We start from the raw sequence: 24,205 nt of genomic DNA on the forward strand, positions 1-24,205 counted from the left end.
CACTCCTTCCTTTACCTTTATCTGGCTTCTACCATAACCCCATGAGCAATACCGGGAACCGTATTCCCTTCATTAAAACTGACCTGAGATAGGAGGGCACCGGTTGGTACAAATAATACCCTCTTCCATATACCTTCTTTTAATTGTTTTAATACATAACTACAAAAAGTAATTGCAGAGCAGCCACAGCCGCTTCCTCCCGCATGGGTATCCTGGGTTTCTTGATCATATATTTCTATGCCACAATCCATATGCCGCTTGCTTATGTCATAATTTTTTTCATTTAACAAATCTATTAAAATATCCTTACCTACATAACCTAAATCTCCCGTAATTATCTTATCGTAATAGTCAGGCTTTATATTAAAATCCTCGAAATTTTGCTTTATAGTTTCAAAGGCTGCCGGAGCCATAGCTGCACCCATATTCATAGAATCTTTTATACCATAATCAACTATTTTACCGGTTGTAACCCCTGTAATTACTATATCCGGTTCCCCCTCTTTCTTTTTTTGACTTTTTTGATCGGATAATATAACAGCACCGGATCCCGTAACTGTCCAAGAAGCAGAATAAGGTCTTTGATTACCATAATCTAGGGGGAATCTAAATTGCTTTTCTGCTCCTGCAAAATGGCTGGAAGTTATGGCAATTACCTTTTTGGCATACGCTCCGTCCACCAGTATAGCCCCAAGACTCATTGCCTCTCCCATAGTGGAACAAGCACCATAAACTCCAAATAGGGGAATGTTTAGCTCTGCTATTCCAAAAGATGTAGCAATTAATTGTCCAAGCAAATCTCCACCTACAAGATATCTAATATCTGTATTTTTTAGTTCTGCCTTCATAAGGGCCCTTTGGGCTGTCATTTTCATTAATTCACTTTCTGCTGCCTCCCAGTTATCTTGTCCAAACATAGAATCTTCCACAACCTGATCAAATAAGTTTCCTAGAGGGCCTTCTCCTTCCTTTTTACCGGCTATGGAAGCAGCTGCTATAATATAAGGGGGATTTTCAAATGCAATACTTTGCTTTCCCACCATTTTCTTATTATTAATTCCTACTTCATGTTTATTATCACTGTTTTTTTGAGACATCTTTACAACTCCTGTTCTAAACAAAATATACTCAAACTATACCTATTTGTTTTAGAATATAATAGATTAATCCCAGCACCCATGAAGTAAATATTCCATATAGGATGACCGGTCCTGCAATTGTAAACACCTTACACCCTATACCAAATACCTGGCCTTCCTTTTTGTATTCTACTGCCGGCGCAGCAACAGAATTAGCAAAACCGGTAATCGGTACCAGGGTTCCTGCTCCCCCATACTTTGCCAATTTCTGATAAAATCCTAATCCTGTAGATAGAATGGATAAAAAAATCAGACATAAGGTAGTATAGGCTTTTGACAACTCCATATCACCGGTTCTCGACAAGAAAAAACTTGTTAACCCTTGACCGATTACACATATAGCACCTCCGATTATATAAGCCATAACACAGTTTTTTACTGTACTAAAAGTGGGAGTAACCTGCTTAACATATTGGTTATAATATTGGTTTCTAACCGTTGTGTTTTTCTCCCTTACAACATCTGAGATTTTACTCTTTTGCTTTTCCATCTAAATCACCTTCCTACTTAATAGCTTTATAAAGGCTGTATGATTTCATCAGTAGATACTTCTACTAATGTGCCATCATATTCGCTTTTCTTATCTCCGGTAAAAAAGCCAACCCATAAGGCTACAGCAAGGGCTGCTATAATAAGAAAGGCTCCCAGTAGAAAAATTCTTCTTTTTTTCAACATCATATTATCGCTCCTAATCAATAAAAAAGCATCAGTTTACTTGTCTGATGCTTTGTTATTATTATTTATTGGTATTATTATGTGTTTTTATAAAATTAACTATACTGGAAATTACATGTATTAGGCCTTTAAGCACCCAGCTTTTCTCTTAAAATTTTTAAAATTTTTTTCTCCATTCTGGATACCTGCACTTGAGATATACCAAGTTCTTTTGCAATATCTGTTTGGGTTCTATCTTTAAAGTATCTAAGCTTGATAATTAACTGCTCCTTTTCATCCAAGGAAGCAATAATTTCTTTTAAAGCAAGCTTATCTATCATATTTTCACTTTCATCTTTTGCTTCTGTTAATTTATCAATCAAATATATTGGACTTCCGTCACCTTGATAAATGGTTTTATATAAAGATTCTACTTCTGCCCCGGTTTCTAATGCCATCAAAATTTCTTCTCTTGTAATATTAAGTTCCCGTTCGATTTCTTCAATAGTAGGCTCTCTGCCATACATATTCCCACACTTTTCTCTAAAAGCCCTTATCTTTGCGGCACTTTCCTTCAATGACCTGCTTACTTTAATCATCCCATCGTCCCTTAAAAATCGTTTAATCTCTCCCGTAATCATGGGAACAGCATAGGTTGAAAATTTTACATTATATGAAGAGTCAAACTTATCTATTGCCTTTATCAAACCTATGGTACCGATTTGAAATAAATCTTCCATCTCATGACCCCTGTTGGTGAATCTGCGGACAATGCTCCAGACTAAACCCATATTTTCTGTAACAACTCTATCTCTAGCTTCCTTATCACCTTCTTTTGATCTTTTAATCAGCTCAAGCGTATCCACATTAAAACTCACTCCCTTCATACCATCAATTAAATTGCACTCTGACCTGTTTGATTTGTGAACCCTTTTATAGCCTCTTTACCTATAGTTTTTTTCATTCTAACCAGAGTACCTTGGCCAGGGATTGATTCCACTTCAAGCTCGTCCATAAAAGCCTCCATAAAAGAAAATCCCATGCCTGACCTTTCTAATTCTGGCCTGCTTGTATATAAAGGCTCCATGGCTTTATCAATATCTTCAATTCCTCTTCCCTTATCTTCAACCTCTACTGTCAGTTCATTATCTTGGATATAGCAGCGCATTGTAATTATGCCGATTTTATCTCCGTAGCCATGGATGATGCAATTTGTAACAGCTTCTGATACAGCCGTTTTTATATCAGCCAATTCCTCTATTGTAGGATCTAGGGCAGCTACAAAAGCAGCAACTACTGTACGTGCAAAACTTTCATTCTGTGATCTACTTTCAAATTCTAATACCATCCTATTTGTATTATCCATCTTAATACTTATCCCCTTTCTTTATAGTTTAATAACTATTTCAAATGATTTAATGCCGCCTCTACGGTGTCATATTTATTAATAATTTTATAAAGGCCTGACATACGAAAAATTCTATCCACTGTAGAGTTAACACTTGCCACAGCAATCTTTCCTCCTATAAAGATTACTTTTTTATATCTGCCCATAATCACACCTATCCCCGCACTGTCCATAAAATTAGCACCGGAAAAATCAAATATAATATGTTTAATATGATTTCTTTCTATTATTCTGTCTGCCTTCTCCTTAATTTTAACTGCATTATGATGATCTAGCTCATCATTCAACCTAATAATTAAACACCTTTGATTTATCTCATAGGACGTTTCCTCCTTTCCCGGTTTCTTCTCAAATTTTGGATGCATCTTGCCATTTTGCATTAGAATATTCCCCTCCGTTCATACTATTTTTATCTATTTCTTACTATTTTTTCCATGTATGCTTAAGAAAAAAGACATTTTAATTAAAACGTCTTTTTCCTAAACTTTTATCATAAGTTATTTAACAACTTTTAGTTGATTTTATATCTTTAATCTTCAGATATACTGTTTAAAAATTGCTTTGCATCATTAAATCTTCTTGAATCAGAAAAATCATTAATAACTATCTCATAATAAACTCTGGCATTCTCATAGTCTTCTAGTCGGTGATATGACCTTGCTATAAAATAAATAGCATCAACATTATCAGAATTATAGTTATATGACATATTTAAAGTTTCTAATGCTTCTTCATACTTCCCAGCACTATATAAGTCATGTCCTTCATCGTATAACTGATCAGAAACTATAGGAAATATCTCCTGAGTAAGCCTTTCATACAGCTGTAAGGATTCCTCTGACTCAAATTGGCTTGTATCTATTGTACTAAGAATTTCTGCAATACCTAAAAGCTCCCTGTCTCTTTCTCTCTTTGTTAATTCATTCATATAAAGGGAGGATGCCTCAAATAAGGGATCATATAACTGGGGATTATTATTTGGTTCTTCTATACTGTCTAGTTCCTGCTGCAAGGCATCAAGCTTTAACTGCAGCTGGGCTTTTTCATCTTGTAATTTTGCTATAGCGGTATCCTTTTCCTCCAATGCAGCTAATTTCTCAGAATAGTCCACAACGTCTTTGTTTTTATTGGAAACCTCGTTGTTTTTAATTGAAGGTATAAGCAAAAATAAGGATACGGACAAGCCTATTATTACACCAATCACCAAATTTACAAAAGCCATAACATTGGGCTTATCCTCACGGTAAGATGAAATAGGCATAATAGTTGAAGGTTGATTATTGTCTATGTTAGATGATGTCTCCGTACTACGGGTCAAACTTGGCTGTGCTTCAAGCTCCCTCAGATACTTTAATGTAGTTGTATTAGACACATCTATCTTAGCAGCTTTTAGTAGGCATTTTTTAGCCCTTTCTTTGTCTTGGTTTTTCATGTAAATTAATGCAAGTAAATGATAAGCACGAAGAAAATGAGGATTTAGTGAAATAACTCTCTTTAGCTGTATAGTAGCCAAATCATCACTACCTTGCTTTGCAAAAACCAAGGCATTATTATATCTTTTAATTGCCTGATTAAGTCCATCAAGCTTGGTGGGATTTTCCTGAACTGCATTGATGTACCGTTCTGCATCATTATCATCAGGCTTAAAATGCTTGCTAATCACCCATTCACTGAGTGCAGCCACTGTTTCGCCCATTTCAAAATATATTAATCCCAATAAATTTCTTGCATCTGTGTTGGCTTTATTAAGTTCAAGACTCTTCTTTAATGCAGTTATTGCCCCTGATAAGTCCCGGACCTTAGCCCTTGCCAAACCATTATTATAATACATATTTGAAGCCATTAAGACTTTCTTATATAATGTTAAGTCCTGGCCACAATGATTACAGCTTTTTTTATTGCCTGAAATATTCTTTTGGCAATTTGGACATACCATACTTTATCCCCACCTAACTTCCTTAATCATAATGAGTTATTCTTTTTCCTTAATAAGTTCCTTTAAAATATCCGAGATATCCATCAAATCATTATTATAAATCACATCTTCTGCCTGTTCTATTTCCGGACTGGGTTGGAATTTTTCGATTTCTTCTTCAAAATTAATCATACTCTAATCTCCTTCTCTTAGAACTTATGACCTATGAATTATACCATAATTATCTAAAAGCTCTCTATCTAACATAATAACCATAATACAAATAAAAATCAAGAGTTTATAAGTGGTTAGCAAATATTTTTTCATATGCAAACTCTTGACTAAGGAATATTATTGATTAAAATAATAGTATGTTTTATACTTACATATAATATAATGAAACATCGTCTTACTATTTAGGATTGAGGTTTTGTATGATTAAATCAATTTTAAAATTAACAACATTATTTTCAAGAAAAATAAGAGATGATTATGTGTCAGCCTTTTCTGCTCAAGCTGCCTTCTTCATCATCATCTCTTTTTTCCCTTTTATAATGTTTTTACTTAGTATAGTTCCTTTTTTTAATATACAAGAAAGCACTATACTTACAATTTTTACACAAATTTTTCCTAAGGCATTTAATTCTTTTGTAGTTAGGGTAATTACTGATGTCTATGAAAGAACCAATTCCGGTACCCTAATCTCTATTACGGCTATTACTGCTCTTTGGTCCGCCGGAAAGGGTTTTTTTGCAATTATGAAGGGTCTAAATTCTGTATACAATATACAAGAAACCAGGCATACCCTCTTTCTTAGAATTACTTCTACAATATATACCTTGGTATTTGCCATAATGTTGGTTGCCAGCATAGTGCTTTTTGTTTTTGGTAATAAATTATACTTCTGGACCACAAGACGATTTCCCGTATTACAGGATTTAGCCTTGGTTATTATAAGCCTTCGCACTATTGTAGGTCTTATTACACTTTTTGTATTCTTCTTAGTTATTTATATTGTGGTACCTAACAGAAAGACCAAGGTATCAAAAGAAGTTCCGGGAGCTATGATATGTGCCGGGGGATGGATGGGATTTTCCTATGCCTTCTCCTATTATATTGACCATTATTCCAACTATGCTTCTATGTATGGAAGCCTAACAACCATTGTATTGTTCATGCTTTGGCTATACTTTTGTATGTATTTATTATTTATAGGGGCTGAAATAAACCAATTTCTCCAAGATAAATCTTGGGATGAACTTAAACAGCTTTATCGTAATCCTCCCCATGAAATTACTATTGATAAATAAATCCAAGATTCGTTCCTCTATAAAAATAGGTTATTATATCATCATATTTCTTTCCGGCATCTGCCAAGGATTTAACCCCGTTTTGGCTCATTCCTACACCATGGCCATAACCGCCTCCGGTAAATGTAAAGGCAGATAGCTTCCCATCCTCCATTTTTTTATCTATGAAGAAAAATGCACTGGGCAGCAAGCTTAAATCTTTTACCCCTTCCCCATCTAAACGATAGACTAAAGAATTTGCCGGTGACAAAAGGGCTCTTATATTATATTCTGTCTGAACTTTAATTGTCTTTTCAGTACCCTGGATTATTAATTCAGTGATTATTCCACCGGTCCCTCTTTTTTTGACGTAAATATCCACAATATCTCCCACTGTAGTAACAGGGAGACTTTCATATACCGCATCTTTATCCTTAGGATTTTTACTAACCAAAGTTTTTATTAGATTAGGATTAGCCTTATATCTACCTTCAAGCTTTTTGTCTATATTCTCTTTTATATCTTTTATATCTATGGTAACATTCCACCGGTACCAATTAAAGCCGCTGTCATAGGTGACAAATTCCTCATCCAGTATAAAGCTTTTGAAATTTTCTTCTTTTGTAAGATCTTTGTATAAACCATCTTCCCCGTCAGATATTACATCTTCGCTATCCCCTTCTTCTGTCAGTAGTCTTCCGCTTAAGTAAGGAATTGCTGATCCCCCTGACCATACATGCTCTACTCCTGTAGTATGGCCACAGGAAGTTGAAAAATAATATGCCGTAATTACCTCTCCCTCATACTCCACTACTTTTCCATAGGTATCCTTAACAGCTAAGATGGAATCTTCATTTTCCTCAATATTATTATAAACCTGATATGCTACACTATCGTCCACATGGGCCCCATATTTGCTTAGGCTATTGGCAACAAGATGCTTATATGCATAACTTCTGGCACAAACCGCCTGAACTTTTAAGGGCTCTAAGCCATAGTATGTAGGCATCTCACTGGGAATAACCGCATATAGATACTCTTCTAAGGGCAGTTCATTAACAATAAGAAGCCCCTTATCTGTTTCTGCAATCTCTATTCTCCCCCTATATTTCGGTTTACCATAAGAACGCTCCACTGATAAAAGTTTAATCTTTCCCCTATCTGAAACAGGCTCAATAATTATTCTACCGGATGATAACATCTTATCCCCCGGCTGTAATTTTATGGTTTCATCGGCCGAATATTTTTTTTCTTTATCCTTTAGCTTAACAATAAAATCAGTTGTAGCACCAAATTCAATCTCACTATGATATATATCTTTAAAACCTGTGGTATGAAGTAGTACTCTGATATTTTCTGCCTTTATACTTTCCCTAATTAAGGCCGCACTTACCTTTCCCCCCGATACTACAAAATCTGTTGTATCATAACCTACTAAGATACTATTGGTTTTTTCCATGGAAAGATCCCCGTATATTTTATAGATCTTATAATTTGCATCCAGTGGTATCTTTCCATATCCCTCAATCTCAATAAAATCTTCCCCTGATAATAAAACCTTACCCTGAATGATATCAGGCTTTATACTTATGCTAACAATATATCCATTTTCTATGGTGATATCTCCCACAATTCTTTCTAAATTCTGAGAAAGTTTATATAAGGTCTCAAACTCTTTATGTATTCCATTTATAAAAGTTTGAACCTTAAGTTCTTTTCCTTCCTCAATCCAAACATTATTAATTACAATCTTATCAGTATGGATTTTTTTAATATATACAATCTCATTGGCAGAGACAAGGACTTCTATACCTTTATTATTAAAACGTTTTAGTATTTCTTCACCGGTAAGACTTTCATATGATCTTTTTACTTCAGGATAGAATATTCCTTCATAATCTTTGGTATTTTGATAATAGTAATTACCCTTGTCAGTTACTATTCTATCCTTTCCTTCCTCAGAATCCTCCTTATCTAGAACAAATAAAAGCTCATCCTTAACAAGCTTCTCTTCTTCCGGAATTAACCCAAGAAGAACATTATATAGCTCTAAAAACTGTGATATAGGCATTGCCTTATCTGAATCTAAAAAGTCAAAGGATAAGTTTTGGTATACCCCTTGAAGCTGTGTATGTAAGGTTATAAGCTTATCAATTAGCTGTTTACACTGTCCTAAGGTCAAGGCTTTCTTAGGAGATTCTGTAATACTAGCTTCTATCAGACCCATTTTATATACAGCATTAACATAGCTGTCATACCAGCCTGACATATCCTCATCCTTATATGTAATTTCCATTGATAGGGCTTCTCTTGAGGCCCTATCATATTCAAGGTAACTTAGTAAGCGGTATGCCTCTGCCTTTGATATAACCTTTTCCTTTACAAGTTCTTCAGTTTCCCCATATTCATCAGTCTTGATTCTCCTAATGATATTGGCTGCCAAGACTGCTATTACAATTATTATACAGATACCAATTATAATAAACTTATTCTTAGTATTCATAGCCTACCTCCTCCCGTCTAGGTTTGTCCAGGCTTATTACTTGTTACTAGCTTGATTATCCTATATGTTAGTATATTATGTCAATGCTATGAATATTCGTACAAGTTGTATGATCATTTCTACAAATAAGCATAAAAATGGCTCTAAGGCAAGTAATGGAGCATGTTTCAAAAGAAAACATGCTCCATTACTTTATATTACTTTATTATTCTGCTTTTTTAAACTCTTCTATAGTCTTTATTATTTGGTCAATTCTTCTTTTATCAGCTTTAAATATAATAGGACCACCGTTGTCTGCTATATAGAAACTTTCGTCATAAGGATAATATTTGCTGGTATAAGTCTTATCACTATCTTCTAAATGATATGATATGGTAAGAATCGGATCTAATTCCTTAAGAGAAACTTCTTCTTTAAGCTGTGTATCAAATTTTGCTCCTATCATAACTTGATACACATCCTTAAATGTATCCTCTTCTACCTCTTTACCGTTATAATAATAGCTAGCCTTGGTTTCTTCATTTCCTTCACTATCGGTAGTAACTTCCCTCTTTATCTCCATAGTATATGGTTTACCGGAGATATCGATATCTATACGATCTACCGTTTCTATATTATAAATACTTATGAAAGTACTTAAGATACTAAAGGCATCTACCTGAAGCATAGCATCTACATCTTCTGCTTCCATGGTATAGACTGCAGCTTCTCCATCTTTTCTTACATAATAATCTCCTTTATCATTCAGATTACCAATGTATAACTTAAAGCTTTTCTCCTTAGTGACGGTCTTTGTAGTTATTTCTTCTCCTGTATCAGGATCCTTCTGTGGCTCATCTAGCTCTTCTTCATGCTGTTCATAGTATTCTACTAATATAGAAGCAGTAGGATCCTCTAAGCCATATTTAGCCAAATCTTCTCCCTTATAGTCCACGCAGGATAGAAAATAAAATCTTGTGAAATTAGATATTACCTCTGATACCTTAGAGCTGTCTGCTGAATATGGTTCTTCAAAAGGTTTAAGGACAGCCCATGAAAGCAGGGGAGTACCTGCCTTATGATACTTAGAATCTTCATCATAAATCAGTTCAAAGTCCTCCCCATCCTTTTTAAGAACCTCAATATGATAAATATCATTAGAGGTTAAGGAAGGTCCGTTATCAACCTGAGTCATACTAACATCACTGTAAGATAGGTAGGTGCCATAAAGAGTGGGAACTATAAATACAGTATCATTTCCATCTAATTTGGCATAATAACCCTGTCCCCCACTAACCTCGTCTCCTAATAATAAAGTAACACTTTTTCCGTCTGACTGTGTGGCCTTAAGAGAGGCATAGGGACTTACAAGACCATATTGTGCAAGATCCTCAGGTTTTTCATCTACTATACGTTCTGCCTTTACCTCATCAATAATACTAATCATATTATCTACATAATTTTGCTTAATGGGCCGTTCTTTGTCTGCTTCGGTTACCCAGGTATCATCCTCAAGAATCAAAATCATATCTGCTTCATCATTTTTAAAGTGGATTCTTTCTATAAGGTCAGGATCCATAGTGGCAAGAATGAGGGAATCGTCTTCACTTGCAGTTTCACCCCTATCCTTGTTCTTATTGAGATACCATACATAAAAGCCTGACATTAGGCCCAACATCACTACAAGAAAGATTAAGGTAAGCAGGTTTTTCTTTTTTCTCTTTGTCATTAACGCTTCCTCCTCTTAACAACAACAATGACACCTGATGTAAGGATAATCACAGGAAGAATAACAATTGCTATAGCAGCCCATATCAATGCCGGCTTCTGTGTGATATTTAGGGGCTCAGGATATAGATATCTAGCCCTTACAGATATGGTTTCTAGCTCTCCTACAAGATTACCTATAGTATTAACCAGTAGATGGAAATTGCCATAGCTGCTTAGCATATTATCATCAAATATCATTTCAGAGGTATATACTACCATATTGGATGTTACGTTGTTAAAGGTATCGCTAGACTTTAAGCCTATATAGAAGGGACCTTCTATATCTCCTTCTTCTTTCATAAGAGTCTCAGGATTATCATTTATCTTGGAATATGACTTATCCGATGTCTCTAATAGAGGTTCTACGGTTAATGAACTTTTTATATTATCCATAATTCTAAGTCCGGAGGATTTTGGTGTAACTACTATACGATTGCTATTATATAAGCCCTTAGTAATATCGTGTTCTAATACTTTAGGAACTATATATCTAGGATATAGGGGAACAAACATGTCGGTATCCCCTTCACATATAATTCCCTTCTCCATCTGAATGCCGTAATAATTTATAAGGGAATTAAGATTGGCAAAATCCTGTGTCTGATAGTCCATAACAATAACTACATTACCACCTGCTGCCATATACTCCTTAATCATATTCAATTCTGCATCGGAAAAGTCTAGCTTTGGTGCATTGATTAATAAGACATTACAATCATCCGGTACTTTTTCTACCGTTAAGGTTTGAAGAGGAAGTATGTCAATATTCATTTTCGACATAATCTCATTAAAAAGTGATCCAATCTCATATTCCTCATGGCCAACTGTATAATAGACAACCGGAAGATCAGGATTTGTTACATATTGAATTGCTGATATAAGCTGACCTTCTACGTCAATACCTACTGTATAATACTGAAAATACTGCTGGTTAAACTCCTGCACAAGCATATCATTATAATCCACATATTTAGCCTGCTTAGTACGTTCATTTACAACTAAAAAGCTATTAAGAGAAACTTCATCATCCACATATTCCTTAGTAAAGGTTGGGTACTGAATAGGGTCTTTCTGCTTCAAGGTAATATGGTCGGAAAGACTATCAAACTTCTCAGCAATCCTTTGAAACATAGGTGCTTCATTACCTGCTTCAATTAAATAATAAATTGTAACCTCATCTTCCATATTCTTTATGTATTCTTTAGTTTCCTTTGTTAAGGTATATATGCCTTCAGAACTTAAATCAATCTTTAAATCAAACTCTGTTATAATCAGATTTGCAAGAAGCACTAATATGATAACTATTGCAGATATTATGGATACATAGGCCCCACTGACAAATTTTCTTCCGGTAAAGGAAGCTTTTATCTCTTTAAAGAAGCCATTTTTATTATTCATATTATTATCATCCTTATTAAGCTCATTTTGATTATTTATCATGTCCTTATTTTGATTATTATTGCTCACTGCTTCCCACCTCCTTAGCTCCATCTCTTCTTCTTAATGACTTGGGTTGACAGGAACAAAAATATAAAGGTAATACTTAAATAATAGATGATATCTGCCAAGTTAAATATTCCCATGTAAAAGTTGTTAAAACGGGCAGTAGCAGACAACCAGCCAAACATTTTTACAACAGCACCGTCAAGCAGGGTGGGCTTGTTCATATAAATATATGTTAAAATCACTTCACCAATAATACCAACACCCAGTGATACTGTCAGATTATGCATCATTATCCATAATATAAAACAAAGAATTAAGATTAAAGCAGTAAAAAAGATAAAGGCTGTTTTATTAGTAGTAGAAATACTACTGGCCAGACCATCCATAAATAATGTGAAGAAAAAGACAATAAAAGTAATTACTGCCGCTACAACCTGACTTTCAGTTAGGGAAGATAAGAATAATCCCATAGCAAGGTATGAGGCCCCTAAAAGCAAAAATCCTACAATACTGGCATAGGAAGAGGCAAAGGGTACTTGACCATACCTAGTCATTATTAAGGGATATGTACTTATAATGGCAATTACCATGAATAATATGGTAAATACCGCCAGGAACTTTCCCATAACAATATCTGTGGCACTAACAGGGGATGTCAAAAGAAGCTGATCTGTCTTTTGTTTATTTTCTTCTGCCATTATACGCATAGTAAGTAGCGGTACCAATAAAACGAAAATAAAACTTACATTAGCAATTGTATGTTCAAAATTAGCGGATCTGGTTAATAGATTATTATTATAGAAAAAGATACCTATAATAGCTAAAAATAAAGCTATAAATACATATCCAATCATAGATGTAAAGTAAGAACGTAACTCCTTTTTATAAATCGCCAGCATTTGAATCCTCCTCCTCACCCTTAGATGATATTATTTCCTCGGGCTGTTTCCTATTATTATCAGCTTCTTCAGACTCAGCATTAGAAGAGTCGGTAGAGCTGTTATCCTGAGTAACTTTAAGGAAAATATCCTCCAAGCTCATTCTAATGGACTGCATCTCTAAAATAGGGGTTTTGTTTTTACTCATACTATAGAAAACTTCTTCTCTTATATCATCATCTTCCTTACAATATACAGTTACATTGATTGTCCCTTCTTCTAGGGCTTCATTTTCCTCATACTTTGTAATTCTATCTATTTTACCAAGCTCTTTCATTATGGAATCTTTATCACCGCGGATTACCAGTTTTAAACCTCCGGTAGAACCAAAATGCATACTGAGATTTTCCGGTTTATCCTGTAATATTAATTTCCCTTTATCTATTATCATAACGCTGTCACATACTGCACTAACTTCCTGCATAATATGTGAACTTAGGATAACCGTATGATTCTTACTTAGTTCACGGATTAATTCCCTTATTTCAATAATTTGCTTTGGATCAAGTCCCACAGTAGGCTCGTCTAAAATAATTAACTCAGGATAACCCATTATGGCCTGGGCAAGACCAACCCTTTGCTTGTATCCTTTAGATAAATGCTTAATCAAACGATTCCTCATATCTGTTATCTTAGTGGCTTCCATAACTTCTTCCACCATCTGTTTTCTTAAGGATCGTTTTACTTTCTTTATATCTGCCACAAAATTTAAATATTCCAATACCGTAAGATCCGGATATAAAGGTGGAAATTCCGGCAGATATCCAATCATCTTTTTAACTTCTTCGGGTTCTTCAAATACATCCACCCCATTAACTGTTACCGTTCCCTCAGTGGCAGATATATAACCTGTTATTATATTCATAGTGGTGGATTTTCCGGCACCATTGGGTCCTAAAAATCCAAGAATCTGCCCCTTATCAACGGTAAATGATAAATCATCTACAGCGGTATGATTTCCATATCGCTTTACTAGATTTTTTACCTCAATCAAAACAGTCTCCTCCTTAAATAGCGTTTCTTTATAATTTGTATATTACACTAAGAATACGAAAAAATTGTGAACAAATCTAATATATACCATATAATTATTCTTTTATATATTAAAACCCTAAAAATTACTTATAAGCTGCTTTTTTATATTTAAAAAGCACATATAACAAAAATTTAGGGTTATTAATATTAATTTATTTTATTTTTCCGAAAAAGATATTCTTACCCAATTACATCATTCATTGTGTATATACCTGCCGGTTTGCCGGGCAAGAATTTTGCCGCTTGGATGGCCCCCTTGGCAAAGATAGCTTTTGAATAAGCAGTATGCTTTATTTCAATGACCTCGTCACTACCGGCAAATATTACATCATGCTCACCGACAATGGTACCTCCCCTTACGGCAGATATACCGATTTCCTTCTTTTGTCTCGGAGCACGGATATTGGTTCGGTCATATACATATTCATATTGGTTATCTAAGGCATCATTAATGGCATCTGCAATAGCTAGAGCCGTTCCTGAGGGAGCATCCACCTTTTTATTATGATGTTTTTCTATAATCTCAATATCAAAGCCTGCATCACTTAGGGCCTTGGTTGCTTCCTTAACAAGCTTTAAAATCAAGTTTATGCCCATGGACATATTGGCCGACTTAAGTATAGGAATTAGCTTTGAAGCCTCTTCTATAAGCCTTTGGTCTTCCTTTGAAAATCCTGTGGTGCACAGTACAATTCCGATACCACGGTCTATGGCAAAATCAAGCATTTCCCTAACATTTACCGGTGATGAAAAATCTATAATTACGTCTGCCGGTATATTACATTGCTTAAAGCTATAAAATACCGGAAATTTATTATCACTGCTTATAGATATATCAATGCCTGCTACAATGGCAGCTGTATCATCTTCTTCTAATAAGCCGGTAATTTCCCTGCCCATTCTGCCGTTACAACCACGTAAAATGATATTTATCATATGCTTCCTCCAATTGTAGAAATACTATTGTTCCTTATTATACGGTTTTAATATTACATTTATTTAATTCATTTCTTAATCTTTCTAGATTGGCCGGTTCCATATTGGTTAGGGGCATTCTGGGATTACCCACTTCAAAGCCCATTAGATTTAGTGCAGCCTTTACAGGTATGGGATTTACTTCACAGAATAAGGCATTTATTAGGGGAATAAATTTAAGTTGCAGATCTTTGCTTGTTACCAGATCTCCTTCTAGATATTTTTCAACCATATCATGGGTTTCTTGTGGTGCTACATTGGATAATACGGAAATAACCCCAATTCCACCTAGAGATAAAACCGGTACAATCATCTCATCGCAGCCTGAATATAAATCTATATTACCCTCTGTAAGATTCATAATCTCTGCTACTTGCGCAATATTTCCACTGGCTTCCTTTATTCCAACTATATTATCCACATTTTTAACTAAACTAGCAACAGTTTGTGGCAGCATATTACAGCCTGTTCTTCCCGGAACATTATACATAATAATAGGAAGTGATACACTGTTAGCAATGGCAGTATAATGTGCAATCAATCCTTTTTGTGTGGCTTTATTATAATATGGTGTTACTATAAGCAAACCGTCTACACCATAGCTTTCAGCTTCTTTTGATAGATATATGGCTGTATTTGTGCAATTAGATCCTGTTCCTGCAATTACAGGAACTCTTTTATTAACTTTTTCAACTGTATACTTAATGCATTCTAAATGTTCCTCATGAGTAAGGGTAGAAGCTTCTCCTGTTGTACCACATATTATTATACTGTCAGTTCCATTGGCTATCTGAAAATCAATCAGCTCACCTAGTTTCTCGTAATTCACCTCATTATTTTCATTAAATGGTGTAACGATTGCAACACCTGCTCCTTTAAATAAAGCCATAATGACACCTCCAAAAAATTTTAATCAATTTACCTCTATTAATCTACATATTACATTCGTGAAAATATATTGCAGTTAGTATTTATGATATGATTATGCGTAAAAAAAGTCGACTACAGAGTCGACACTAAAGAATTCTATACGTAAAAATATTAACACTACGTAATTTCTTTAGGCAGCACTCCATCCATTCACATGATGACAGTCACATGGTTATTCACCATATGCCCAGCGATAATAACTCAGGATTATTATCACTTCGGCAACATCCCCTTTCCACTGCCTCATCTATCCCTGAAATATCAAACAGTGTACTCTTGAATATTGCGCCTCTACCTCAAGCAATATTTCACATTATTTATAAAACTATATTAACATTTGGCCCAGTAGATGTCAATAGATTTAATGGTATCATTCCATAAATTTCGATGATTTAGATAATTTAGCCTTTTATTTGAAACAAATAAAATAGGGACTGACTTAAATAGCAGTAATTGTACTATTTTGTCAGTCTCCTTTTTACTTTTTCTATTTATTTTTCTATATATTAAGTTTCATCTAAATATTCTAACTTACTTACTGAAACTTCATATGCTATTCTTTTTTCAAATTCTGTTTCACTGATTTTCTTTTGATACTCCCTGCTTTGGATTCTTCCCCAAATCTGGACATGGCCTCCTACAGCAAAGGTTTCAGCATATCTGGCATTTCTACCCCAGCTAATGCAGGGAATATAATCTGATTTTCCATAAGGCCTGTTCACTGCCAGTAAAATATCTGCAATCTCCCGGCCTAAAGGAGTCTTACGGTATACAGGAGGTTTGCATACATAACCATCCAAAAATATAAAGTTAGGCTTTACATTTTCGGATATTTCATCGACAATTCTAATATCCCTGGCAAATACTGACAACACTAATCTGTTCTTGTTTTCTTCATGGCGGTTATAGGATCTAAATTGACCTATTACCTCCGCATATTTCCCCCTGTAATCCTGTTTTACGTCAATAAGACGTTCAGACACCATGATAGGTATAATGTCATAGGCATCACTTAATCTTTTGACCAGTACGTCTACGACATAAAACCCCTCTCCAAATACATCATGGCTAAATGTGAATTCTGTTGCTACTTCTCCTGCAATACTTACTTGATTGTTTTCAAATACTTTATCCGACATATCGTACCTCTCCCTTCTTTTGTGACGTATATACGCCACTGCGCTTTAAATTTCTGGGCAAATTTATCTGTTACTGTAACAGCATTCATTTACCTATGATAATATATATGCAAAAAAATATAATTTAGAAGTAAAATTTTACATATATTATATTAGTTAGCATATTTTGTTAGATTATACAACATTTTTGTAAAAATTTATGAAAATTATCTGAATCTAACGTTGATTTTTACTATCTCCTTTGATACAATGATGAAGTTGTCTAGAATGGAATGCTAGAAAAGAAAGAAGGTAATAAACCAATGAAGCGTGAGGATATTAGAAATATCGCTATAATTGCTCATGTAGACCATGGTAAAACCACCTTGGTAGACGAGTTATTAAAACAAAGCGGGGTGTTTCGTTCCAATCAGAATATAATGGATCGGGTTATGGATTCCAATGACCTAGAAAGGGAACGAGGCATTACCATTCTGTCCAAAAATACAGCCGTAAACTATAAAGGTATAAAAATAAATATTATAGATACACCGGGTCATGCGGATTTTGGCGGCGAAGTTGAACGAGTTTTAAAAATGGCCGAAGGGGTAATCCTAGTAGTAGATGCCTTTGAAGGACCAATGCCACAAACAAAATTCGTTCTTAAAAATGCACTTGATTTGTCACTGCCGGTTATAGTTTGTATAAACAAAGTAGACCGCCCTGAAGCAAGACCTTTAGAAGTGGTAGATGAAGTACTGGAATTATTAATAGAACTAGAGGCTGATGATGAGCAGTTAGATTGTCCATTTATATTTGCCTCAGCAAAATCAGGATATGCCTCCACTTCCCCTGATGTTAAAGGCTCCAATATGGAAGTTCTTTTTGATACAATAATTGACTATATTCCTGCACCTGAAGGTGATCCAAATAGTGGTACCCAGATCCTTATCAGTACAATTGACTACAATGAATATGTGGGACGTATCGGTATAGGTAAGGTAGATAGGGGAACCATCCATGTTAATGATGATGTAGTAATAGTAAACGCCCATAATCCCAACAAGAGCAGCCGGGTTAAAATCAGTAAGCTTTATGAATTTGACGGTTTAAAACGTGTTGAGGTTTCAGAAGCTACAATCGGTTCTATCATAGCAGTATCGGGAATTTCAGAACTTCAAATTGGGGATACAATCTGTTCCCCTGATTATCCTCAGGCCCTGCCTTTTCAAAAAATTTCAGAACCAACCATAGCAATGTATTTTAATGTAAATGACAGTCCTTTTGCCGGTACAGAAGGTAAATATGTAACCTCAAGGCATCTTAGGGAGCGTTTATTCAAGGAATTAAATACCGATGTCAGCCTTAGGGTTGAAGAAACTGACACAACAGAAAGCTTTAAGGTATCCGGAAGAGGTGAACTTCATCTTTCAGTTCTAATAGAGAATATGAGAAGGGAAGGATATGAGTTCTCAGTCAGCAAAGCGGAAGTTTTGTATAAGGAAGATGAACTTGGCAATAAGCTTGAACCTATGGAGCGGGCAGTTATTGATATACCGGATGAATTTGCAGGTACTGTTATTGAGAAATTAGGCCAAAGAAAAGGTGAAATGGTAGATATGCGTACTACCGGTACCGGTAATACTCGAATTGAATTTATAATTCCTGCCAGAGGTCTAATCGGATACCGGGGAGATTTTCTTACGGATACCAAAGGCACCGGTATTATGAATACTATCTTCAGCGGATACGGGCCTTTTAAAGGTGATATACAGTACCGTAAAAGCGGCAGCCTGATTGCATTTGAAACCGGTGAAAGTACCGCCTATGGCTTATATAACGCTCAAGACAGAGGGATCTTATTTATTGAACCGGGCACAAAAGTATATTCAGGTATGGTAATCGGTCAAAGCCCTAAGACTGAAGATATTGAAGTTAACGTATGTAAGCGAAAGCAGCTTACCAATATGAGGGCAGCCGGATCCGATGATGCCTTAAGACTATCCCCACCTAGAATATTAAGCCTAGAACAGGCTCTGGAATTTATTGAAACTGATGAATTACTGGAAATTACACCAAAGAATCTTAGAATTCGTAAGAAAATACTAGACTCTACCCTTAGAATGAGAGATCGACGTAATAAACAAAATAACGGATAAGAGTTTTATTATAAATGACCGTATAGTAGCATATCTCTGCCCTATACGGTCATTAATTTACTTATTTCATTTTAATTTGCTTGATAGACAATAGTAATACATTGATCGGGATACTTCTTTATATCATCAACTCCATTAATATCATACTCTTTACATATCTCTTTAAAATAATCTTTTAGGCATTCTTTTGATACGATTTTATTATTATATCTATCCCGGGATATCTTTAACATACTTCTTTCATAGAGCATCATTGCATGTAAGGCCCTTGGTCCAAACCAGGAGAAAGCATTTAATACTTCATCTATAAGCCTTCTTTCATCTTCCTTAAGAAATTCTTCCCCTATTTCCAAAGTACTAATACCACACCTTTTCATGGTTTTATATAACTGGGGAAAAGGTTTACCTTCTTTATTTATCTTGTAATCTTCTTGGAAAATCTCCTTATCATATAGTGAAAGTGAAAATGCCTGTATGTAATAAAGTAAAAATTGAATATAGCTGGCACAAATTTCAGCATCGGTCTTATTAATGATATAATATGCAGCAACGTAAATCTTTGAGGCCATAATCCTAGCAAGTACTGCTTTTTTAGTCTTTTTAAAAGCTACATTGGTTAGGCAGTGCTTTCTTCTCATTAGTAATTCATAATAATACCCAGGGTTGTCCAATAGTGTTTTTAACTTATTAGAATACTCACTAGTGGGAATATCTCCTTCCATATAGCGTATAATTGTTGTCTCTCCCCATCCAAGCAATTTAGCCAATGGTTTTTTTCCTATACGGTATTTTTCAAGTATTTGACGAATTTCATCTGCTGTAATTACAGTATCATTTTTTAGGCTATAATTGTTACTATTCATTTTTTCATACTCCTCAACTCATGTTAACTATAATTTGTAATTTTTATACTATATATTACCATATATTTTCATTTTTGTACATGGAACTTTTGAATTATAATGTAAATTTTTTAAAATTTTCTAAACTCGTTGAGGTCATGTATAATAATCTTGAAGCCTTTGATTAGTCTATCAAACATCCCTATTCTATATAAATTAACAATTACCATGCCTATGGGTACACCAAATATCATTCCCACAACACCGTATAGCTGATATCCTATATATAAGAAGATTAATGTACTAAGGGGACTTAAACCTATACTATCACCAACCATCTTAGGCTGTAATATCTGCTTAACCACCTGACATACTAAGTATATAATTACCAGCCCCACAGCTCTAAAATAATTACCTGACAGCATATCGGCCAAGGCCCAAGGCCAAAGCACGGCCCCTGTACCAAATACAGGTAAAAAATCCAAAAATGCTATTCCCAGTGCCAATAAAAAAGAGTATGAAACCCTTAAAATTTCAAAGCCTACCATCATTATTACTGTTAGTACCAGCATTATTTTAAACTGAGCTTTAAAGTAACCCCCTACAGCCTTAGTAAAGTTACCATAAATAAAATGCCATCCTTCCACCACAGCACCGGGCAAAATCTTTTTACAGCCTTCCATAAGCTCATCTCTCTTGGCAATAAAGAAGTATGCCGATAAGATGGTTATAATAAGAGTCAAGAAAAAATCTGCAATATTATGTGCCAGGTTGCTGGCCACACTAAAAGTTAATAAATCTTCCCTAGGCTCAAATTCTATAAGATTTTTGTTGACATTATCTAATAAATTATTGATAAATTTCTGTATAGCCTCCGGCATATCTCCGCTTAATTCCCTTATTTTAATAGACAGGTTACTAAGCTGCAGCTCAAAATGTTCTACAATAGCCGGTAAATCTCCTGCAAGCTGCTTACTTTCTCTAATAAGCATTGATATAATTAAGTACATAGCTCCTATAATAGCAGCAATAACTACTATTATAATAATGGCTGAACTATGTTTACGAAGAAGTTTTACCTTCTTTTCCAAAATCCTCACTAAAGGATTTGCAATCATGGCTACAATCCACCCTATTACAAAGGGCAAAAAGAAGCCAAGTAATTTAGGAACAATAAAAAACAAAAATATTACAACCCCTATGGCAAATAGTAGATTTACAAAGATTTTTAAATACTTAACCAGTTTCGATTCTTCCATAAATCCCTCCAATACAATCTAGGTAATCCCTATTGTAGGCTTATGTAATCAGCTCTCTATATATATGATAACAAATATATTTATACATTTCTATAGTATAAACGTAAAATACCATATAAATACTATTTGCTTTTAATGGAGCTAATAAATAGGGTAGCAAAAAACAAGATAGCTGCAATAATTACCACCGTAGGCCCCGTAGCCGTTCCTAGATAGAAGGATAAAACAAGGCCAATAACACCTGAAAAAATCGCCACTAAAATCGAAAACAAATGATATTCTCTGACATTTGAAGCTATATTTCGACTGGTTGCAGCGGGCAGTATCAGTAATGCATTAATAATCAAAATACCTACCCACTTTATGGATAACATTACGATAATAGCAATTAATATACTAAAGGAATCTTCTAGAAGATTAGACTTGATATTTTTACTTCTGGCAAGAGATATATTTACTCCCACTGAATGGAGCTTATTAAAGGCAAGTAACCAATATATCAATGTGATAAAAAAGATAATACATAACAAACCCACTTCCTTAACGGTTATACTAAGAATATCCCCTACCAGCATACTGGAATACCTAGAAAAATTCCCCCCTTTAGACAGAATCATTAGGCCGATAGACATACTTAGGGAAGAAAAAACCGATATAACCGTATCTGTAGATAAGGTTTTTCTACGTTTAATATAGTTAAGTAGAATTGCAAAGATAATAGCATATAAAACCATAGATATATTAGTATCAGAAATACCAAATATGGTACCCACTGCAATACCGGTCAAGGCAGAATGACCCAAGGCATCTGAAAAAAAGGCCATACGATTATTTATAACCATAGTTCCCAGAATCCCAAATAAGGGGGTTATAATAATAATTGCCAGTAATGCATTCTTCATAAAATTATATTCTACCCAAGAAAAGGGCAGTATTTTTTCCATTATATCATAGAGAATATTCATCTATACCTCTCCCAAATACTTTTTTAAATTCCTCACATTGGCGAACCTCTTCAAAGGTTCCTTCTTTTTTTATTGTCTTATCAAGTAAGATAACATGGTCCGCATATTGTCTTACGAATTCAAAATCATGGGAAACCACAATCATTGCCAGATCATAATTCTCCTTTAATTTCTGAATATTTTTATAAAATAAATCCATGCCCTTTCTATCTATACCGGATACAGCTTCATCTAAAAGTAATAGATTGGGTATCGGTGTAATGGCTATGGCAAGAAGGACTCTTTGAAGCTCTCCCCCGGACAAATCACTGGCTCTTTTATCTATTAAATGTTCTGCATCAAATACCCTCAAACTCTCCCTAATAGTCTCATATACCTTTTTACTCTTTCTTAAAAAAATAGGTACATTACTTATATATCCTGCAAAAAGGTCATAAACACTCATCGGTGTGTTCTTTTCAATATTGACATACTGGGGCACATAGCCTATTTTTAAATTTTCTACAGACTTGTCCTTTAAATCCATAAATTCTATACTACCGCTATGGTCTATTTCACCTAGTATGGCTTTGATTAATGTGGTCTTGCCTGCACCGTTTCTTCCTATAATAACAGTTACCTTTCCACAGTGAATATGGAGGTTAACATTATCAATAATGACATGTTCCCCCATCTTAACACTTATATCCTTAATCTTTAAACAATGAAGCCCACAAGCCCTGCTATTATCTGCTTGATTTCCATTTTCTTTTTTATTAGTACTTATATTCCTTATCATAGGATTTCCTCCCGGTATTTAACTACATAAGGTCTTCAAATGCCTTCTTTAGGGTATCTATATTCTTTCTCATTGCCTCTAGATAAGAATCCTTACTTGCATTTCCCGTAACAGCAGAATCAATAATATATACTTCTGCTTCTGTTTCTTCTTTAATTCTATCTGATATGGTGTCATCATGCTGATCTTCTGTAAAGAGATAATGAATATTCTCTTCTTTAATAATATCTACCACTTCAGCTATTTCACTGGCACTTAAAGGGGTATCGTCATGTATTTCCAATGTATATACTACTTCAAGACCGGCTTTATTGGCCAGATAGGCAAATGAATCATGAAATACAACTACCTTATTGCTAATATTTTTACTTTCTGACATATCTTTTACTTTATATAGCAGCTGATCCATTTCATCTGCAATCTCCTGAACCTTAGCCTTATATGAAGCAGCATTTGTAGTTAACTTGTCTATAATCTCCTTATTGTCTTTTTCGTTAGTTAAAAAAGAAGTTCTGATATAATCTTCTAATCCCTGTCTTCCATTTTCAATCTGAACCATATATAACTGAGGATCTAACCATACATGGGGATTTACATCCCCCTCATGTTCCATACTTTCAAGCATTTCAATTCCTTGACTAAGATTGATAACAGTAAGATCAGGATAATTCTTTATAACATCTTCTAGATATTCTTCCATTCCACCGCCATTAATAATAAATACATCGGCACCGGATAAGAGTTTCATATCTTTAGTGGTAAGCTGATAATCATGAAGACATCCTGCACTAAAATCAGTTAGGCTGTCCACCTTTAAACCCTTAATTTGGTCAGTAAGGTTACTGGTAAGGACATAAACCGGATAAAATGATGTAACTATCCTTATATCATCATCTTCTGTATTTGATGTTTTATTCTTTCTATTCAAATAGTAAGTAAGAGCAGTTAAGGTTACTACTATTATTATCATGACACTAGCTAAGATAAATAATTTCTTTTTCATATAGAATCCTCCTTCTTGGTCTAAAGCATCTCGGCTATTTGCAACTCATTTGCATTAACCAATTATATTATAAGTAATATCTTGTGTCAATTGATTTAAT

The 24,205-nt window shown here is 34.6% G+C and carries 23 protein-coding genes and 1 riboswitch; of the genes, 2 read left to right on the forward strand and 21 right to left on the reverse strand.

Annotated elements, in window-relative coordinates:
* Window positions 1-17: 17 nt before the first annotated feature.
* From spoVAD to SD1D_RS12580, 8 genes are all read right to left on the reverse strand, one after another.
* Window positions 18-1,097 carry a stage V sporulation protein AD gene (gene spoVAD, locus SD1D_RS09940; RefSeq protein WP_058258771.1) on the reverse strand — a complete coding sequence of 360 codons (1,080 nt, stop codon included), beginning with the start codon at window positions 1,095-1,097 and terminating at the stop codon, window positions 18-20.
* Window positions 1,098-1,128: 31 nt separating this feature from the next.
* The gene (gene spoVAC, locus SD1D_RS09945; RefSeq protein ID WP_087758897.1) at window positions 1,129-1,629 is read right to left on the reverse strand and encodes a stage V sporulation protein AC; all 501 of its coding nucleotides are present in this window, start codon (window positions 1,627-1,629) and stop codon (window positions 1,129-1,131) included.
* A 26-nt stretch (window positions 1,630-1,655) separates the two neighbouring features.
* A complete protein-coding gene (locus SD1D_RS12210) occupies window positions 1,656-1,817 on the reverse strand; it encodes a hypothetical protein (protein WP_157893121.1) in 162 nt (53 codons plus the stop codon).
* A gap of 125 nt (window positions 1,818-1,942) precedes the next feature.
* Window positions 1,943-2,659 (reverse strand): RNA polymerase sporulation sigma factor SigF, encoded by a 717-nt coding sequence (gene sigF / locus SD1D_RS09950; RefSeq protein WP_330398605.1) that lies wholly within the window; start codon window positions 2,657-2,659, stop codon window positions 1,943-1,945.
* A 29-nt stretch (window positions 2,660-2,688) separates the two neighbouring features.
* The gene (gene spoIIAB, locus SD1D_RS09955) at window positions 2,689-3,159 is read right to left on the reverse strand and encodes an anti-sigma F factor (protein WP_058258773.1); all 471 of its coding nucleotides are present in this window, start codon (window positions 3,157-3,159) and stop codon (window positions 2,689-2,691) included.
* A 35-nt stretch (window positions 3,160-3,194) separates the two neighbouring features.
* Window positions 3,195-3,581, reverse strand: a complete 387-nt coding sequence (gene spoIIAA, locus SD1D_RS09960) for an anti-sigma F factor antagonist (protein ID WP_242955214.1) — start codon at window positions 3,579-3,581, stop codon at window positions 3,195-3,197.
* Between the two features lie 149 nt (window positions 3,582-3,730).
* Window positions 3,731-5,137, reverse strand: a complete 1,407-nt coding sequence (locus tag SD1D_RS09965) for a tetratricopeptide repeat protein (RefSeq protein WP_058258774.1) — start codon at window positions 5,135-5,137, stop codon at window positions 3,731-3,733.
* Between the two features lie 36 nt (window positions 5,138-5,173).
* A complete protein-coding gene (locus SD1D_RS12580) occupies window positions 5,174-5,308 on the reverse strand; it encodes a hypothetical protein (protein WP_273231216.1) in 135 nt (44 codons plus the stop codon).
* A 242-nt stretch (window positions 5,309-5,550) separates the two neighbouring features.
* On the opposite strand from SD1D_RS12580, the gene SD1D_RS09970 reads away from it, so the two are divergent.
* Window positions 5,551-6,426, forward strand: coding sequence for a YihY/virulence factor BrkB family protein (locus SD1D_RS09970; RefSeq protein WP_058258775.1), 876 nt, complete (start codon window positions 5,551-5,553; stop codon window positions 6,424-6,426).
* Here SD1D_RS09970 and SD1D_RS09975 read toward each other — a convergent pair.
* The 8 genes from SD1D_RS09975 to SD1D_RS10010 form a co-directional block, all read right to left on the reverse strand.
* Window positions 6,413-8,908 (reverse strand): SpoIID/LytB domain-containing protein, encoded by a 2,496-nt coding sequence (locus tag SD1D_RS09975; protein ID WP_058258776.1) that lies wholly within the window; start codon window positions 8,906-8,908, stop codon window positions 6,413-6,415. The two genes, SD1D_RS09970 and SD1D_RS09975, sit on opposite strands and share 14 nt — an antisense overlap.
* A gap of 205 nt (window positions 8,909-9,113) precedes the next feature.
* Window positions 9,114-10,616: a DUF4340 domain-containing protein gene (locus SD1D_RS09980; protein WP_058258777.1), complete on the reverse strand. Its 1,503-nt coding sequence runs from the start codon at window positions 10,614-10,616 to the stop codon at window positions 9,114-9,116.
* Window positions 10,616-12,124 (reverse strand): GldG family protein, encoded by a 1,509-nt coding sequence (locus tag SD1D_RS09985; protein WP_058258778.1) that lies wholly within the window; start codon window positions 12,122-12,124, stop codon window positions 10,616-10,618. Before SD1D_RS09985 ends, SD1D_RS09980 begins: the two co-directional genes overlap by 1 nt.
* Window positions 12,125-12,138: 14 nt before the next feature.
* Window positions 12,139-13,002: an ABC transporter permease gene (locus SD1D_RS09990; RefSeq protein WP_058258779.1), complete on the reverse strand. Its 864-nt coding sequence runs from the start codon at window positions 13,000-13,002 to the stop codon at window positions 12,139-12,141.
* Window positions 12,986-14,035 (reverse strand): ABC transporter ATP-binding protein, encoded by a 1,050-nt coding sequence (locus SD1D_RS09995; RefSeq protein WP_058258780.1) that lies wholly within the window; start codon window positions 14,033-14,035, stop codon window positions 12,986-12,988. Before SD1D_RS09995 ends, SD1D_RS09990 begins: the two co-directional genes overlap by 17 nt.
* A 221-nt stretch (window positions 14,036-14,256) precedes the next feature.
* On the reverse strand, window positions 14,257-15,012 hold the full coding sequence (dapB, locus tag SD1D_RS10000; RefSeq protein WP_058258781.1) for a 4-hydroxy-tetrahydrodipicolinate reductase: 756 nt from the start codon (window positions 15,010-15,012) through the stop codon (window positions 14,257-14,259).
* Window positions 15,013-15,049: 37 nt separating this feature from the next.
* A complete protein-coding gene (gene dapA, locus SD1D_RS10005) occupies window positions 15,050-15,940 on the reverse strand; it encodes a 4-hydroxy-tetrahydrodipicolinate synthase (RefSeq protein ID WP_058258782.1) in 891 nt (296 codons plus the stop codon).
* A 168-nt stretch (window positions 15,941-16,108) separates the two neighbouring features.
* A riboswitch (Lysine riboswitch) is annotated at window positions 16,109-16,283 on the reverse strand.
* 204 nt (window positions 16,284-16,487) lie between these two features.
* Window positions 16,488-17,120 carry a single-stranded DNA-binding protein gene (locus SD1D_RS10010; protein WP_058258783.1) on the reverse strand — a complete coding sequence of 211 codons (633 nt, stop codon included), beginning with the start codon at window positions 17,118-17,120 and terminating at the stop codon, window positions 16,488-16,490.
* Window positions 17,121-17,422: 302 nt separating this feature from the next.
* Here SD1D_RS10010 and typA point away from each other — a divergent pair, with 302 nt between their 5' ends.
* Entirely contained in the window at window positions 17,423-19,258 is a 1,836-nt protein-coding gene (gene typA, locus SD1D_RS10015) for a translational GTPase TypA (RefSeq protein WP_058258784.1), read from the forward strand.
* Between the two features lie 71 nt (window positions 19,259-19,329).
* Here typA and SD1D_RS10020 read toward each other — a convergent pair whose 3' ends face one another.
* From SD1D_RS10020 to SD1D_RS10040, 5 genes are all read right to left on the reverse strand, one after another.
* Window positions 19,330-20,121, reverse strand: coding sequence for a type II toxin-antitoxin system antitoxin SocA domain-containing protein (locus SD1D_RS10020; RefSeq protein WP_058258785.1), 792 nt, complete (start codon window positions 20,119-20,121; stop codon window positions 19,330-19,332).
* 110 nt (window positions 20,122-20,231) lie between these two features.
* Window positions 20,232-21,359, reverse strand: coding sequence for a sporulation integral membrane protein YtvI (gene ytvI / locus SD1D_RS10025; protein ID WP_058258786.1), 1,128 nt, complete (start codon window positions 21,357-21,359; stop codon window positions 20,232-20,234).
* Between the two features lie 122 nt (window positions 21,360-21,481).
* Window positions 21,482-22,324, reverse strand: coding sequence for a metal ABC transporter permease (locus SD1D_RS10030; protein ID WP_058258787.1), 843 nt, complete (start codon window positions 22,322-22,324; stop codon window positions 21,482-21,484).
* Window positions 22,308-23,102, reverse strand: a complete 795-nt coding sequence (locus SD1D_RS10035; RefSeq protein WP_058258788.1) for a metal ABC transporter ATP-binding protein — start codon at window positions 23,100-23,102, stop codon at window positions 22,308-22,310. Before SD1D_RS10035 ends, SD1D_RS10030 begins: the two co-directional genes overlap by 17 nt.
* Before the next feature lie 22 nt (window positions 23,103-23,124).
* On the reverse strand, window positions 23,125-24,105 hold the full coding sequence (locus SD1D_RS10040) for a metal ABC transporter substrate-binding protein (protein ID WP_058258789.1): 981 nt from the start codon (window positions 24,103-24,105) through the stop codon (window positions 23,125-23,127).
* Between the last annotated feature and the right edge of the window lie 100 nt (window positions 24,106-24,205).

This window comes from Herbinix luporum, from assembly GCF_900070325.1.
In the GTDB taxonomy this organism is placed as follows: Bacteria; Bacillota; Clostridia; order Lachnospirales; family Lachnospiraceae; genus Mobilitalea; species Mobilitalea luporum.

Excerpts from the sequence above, each read along its gene's own strand:
- spoVAD (WP_058258771.1), bottom strand. The coding sequence starts at position 1,097 with ATGTCTCAAAAAAACAGTGATAATAAACATGAAGTAGGAATTAATAAT.
- spoVAC (WP_087758897.1), bottom strand. The coding sequence starts at position 1,629 with ATGGAAAAGCAAAAGAGTAAAATCTCAGATGTTGTAAGGGAGAAAAAC.
- SD1D_RS12210 (WP_157893121.1), bottom strand. The coding sequence starts at position 1,817 with ATGATGTTGAAAAAAAGAAGAATTTTTCTACTGGGAGCCTTTCTTATT.
- spoIIAB (WP_058258773.1), bottom strand. The coding sequence starts at position 3,159 with ATGGATAATACAAATAGGATGGTATTAGAATTTGAAAGTAGATCACAG.
- spoIIAA (WP_242955214.1), bottom strand. The coding sequence starts at position 3,581 with ATGCAAAATGGCAAGATGCATCCAAAATTTGAGAAGAAACCGGGAAAG.
- SD1D_RS09965 (WP_058258774.1), bottom strand. The coding sequence starts at position 5,137 with ATGGTATGTCCAAATTGCCAAAAGAATATTTCAGGCAATAAAAAAAGC.
- SD1D_RS12580 (WP_273231216.1), bottom strand. The coding sequence starts at position 5,308 with ATGATTAATTTTGAAGAAGAAATCGAAAAATTCCAACCCAGTCCGGAA.
- SD1D_RS09970 (WP_058258775.1), top strand. The coding sequence starts at position 5,551 with ATGATTAAATCAATTTTAAAATTAACAACATTATTTTCAAGAAAAATA.
- SD1D_RS09975 (WP_058258776.1), bottom strand. The coding sequence starts at position 8,908 with ATGAATACTAAGAATAAGTTTATTATAATTGGTATCTGTATAATAATT.
- SD1D_RS09980 (WP_058258777.1), bottom strand. The coding sequence starts at position 10,616 with ATGACAAAGAGAAAAAAGAAAAACCTGCTTACCTTAATCTTTCTTGTA.
- SD1D_RS09990 (WP_058258779.1), bottom strand. The coding sequence starts at position 13,002 with ATGCTGGCGATTTATAAAAAGGAGTTACGTTCTTACTTTACATCTATG.
- dapB (WP_058258781.1), bottom strand. The coding sequence starts at position 15,012 with ATGATAAATATCATTTTACGTGGTTGTAACGGCAGAATGGGCAGGGAA.
- dapA (WP_058258782.1), bottom strand. The coding sequence starts at position 15,940 with ATGGCTTTATTTAAAGGAGCAGGTGTTGCAATCGTTACACCATTTAAT.
- SD1D_RS10010 (WP_058258783.1), bottom strand. The coding sequence starts at position 17,120 with ATGTCGGATAAAGTATTTGAAAACAATCAAGTAAGTATTGCAGGAGAA.
- typA (WP_058258784.1), top strand. The coding sequence starts at position 17,423 with ATGAAGCGTGAGGATATTAGAAATATCGCTATAATTGCTCATGTAGAC.
- SD1D_RS10020 (WP_058258785.1), bottom strand. The coding sequence starts at position 20,121 with ATGAATAGTAACAATTATAGCCTAAAAAATGATACTGTAATTACAGCA.
- ytvI (WP_058258786.1), bottom strand. The coding sequence starts at position 21,359 with ATGGAAGAATCGAAACTGGTTAAGTATTTAAAAATCTTTGTAAATCTA.
- SD1D_RS10030 (WP_058258787.1), bottom strand. The coding sequence starts at position 22,324 with ATGAATATTCTCTATGATATAATGGAAAAAATACTGCCCTTTTCTTGG.
- SD1D_RS10035 (WP_058258788.1), bottom strand. The coding sequence starts at position 23,102 with ATGATAAGGAATATAAGTACTAATAAAAAAGAAAATGGAAATCAAGCA.
- SD1D_RS10040 (WP_058258789.1), bottom strand. The coding sequence starts at position 24,105 with ATGAAAAAGAAATTATTTATCTTAGCTAGTGTCATGATAATAATAGTA.